1 pseudogene is annotated in these 889 nt (G+C 58.5%); it reads left to right on the top strand.

Annotated features, from left to right (window positions below):
• Positions 1 to 889, top strand: a pseudogene (locus ACQRAX_RS25490) (type IV secretion protein Rhs); the annotation flags it as partial.

Raw genomic sequence — 889 nt, forward strand, 5'->3', positions numbered from 1 at the left:
TGCGCACCGCACGTGGCTTGCCGAGCAGCCGTCAGGACGCCAAAGGCCAACGCATTGCTTACGAGTACGACAAAGCCTTGCGCCTGACGGCGTTGGTCAATGAAAACAACGCCACCTACAGCTTTGCCTACGATGCCTCGGATCGGCTGAGCGAAGAGGTGCGGGTGGATAACCTGACCCGACGTTTCAGCTACAACGAGGGCGGTCACCTGACCCGCGTTGATGAAGTCGGGTATGGCGAACGAGGCGAGCGTCCGGAGCGCAGCACGGTATTTGAACGGGATGCCATTGGCCGACTGATCGCCAAACTCAACAGCGATGCGCGGCAGCAGTATGAGTACGACGACGGTGATCGACTGCTGAGCATTCAGCGCGAGCCAACCGCTGTTGGCAAGCGATTAGGTATCACTGAAGAAAAGCTGGAATACGCCTACGACCTGCTGGGCCGGCTGACTCAGGAAACCACACCGCAAGGCGTGCTGGGTTACGAGTACGACCCGCTCAGCAACCTGACCACGCTGACCCTGCCGGATGGACGCAAGGTCAACCATTTGTATTACGGCAGCGGCCACGTGCACCAGTTGAACCTGGATGGTCAGGTGATCAGCGACATGGAGCGCGATGACCTGCATCGCGAGGTGTATCGCACCCAAGGCAAGCTCACCAGTTGCTTTGGTTATGACGCGATGGGGCGCAAGGCCTGGCAGTTTGCTTCGACCTTACCTGCCGAGAAGCTTTCGCATGTGCATAACACCGGGATCAATACCTCATTGCTGGTGGAGCATGCATACAACCCGATTCACCGGCGCTACCAGTACGATCCGGCGGGTGAATTGGTACGCACCCTGGACAAGCTGCGCGGCGAGATCAAGTACGAGTACGAAGCCAA

The sequence above is a fragment of the Pseudomonas sp. UM16 genome, assembly GCF_050312595.1.
Lineage (GTDB): Bacteria > Pseudomonadota > Gammaproteobacteria > Pseudomonadales > Pseudomonadaceae > Aquipseudomonas.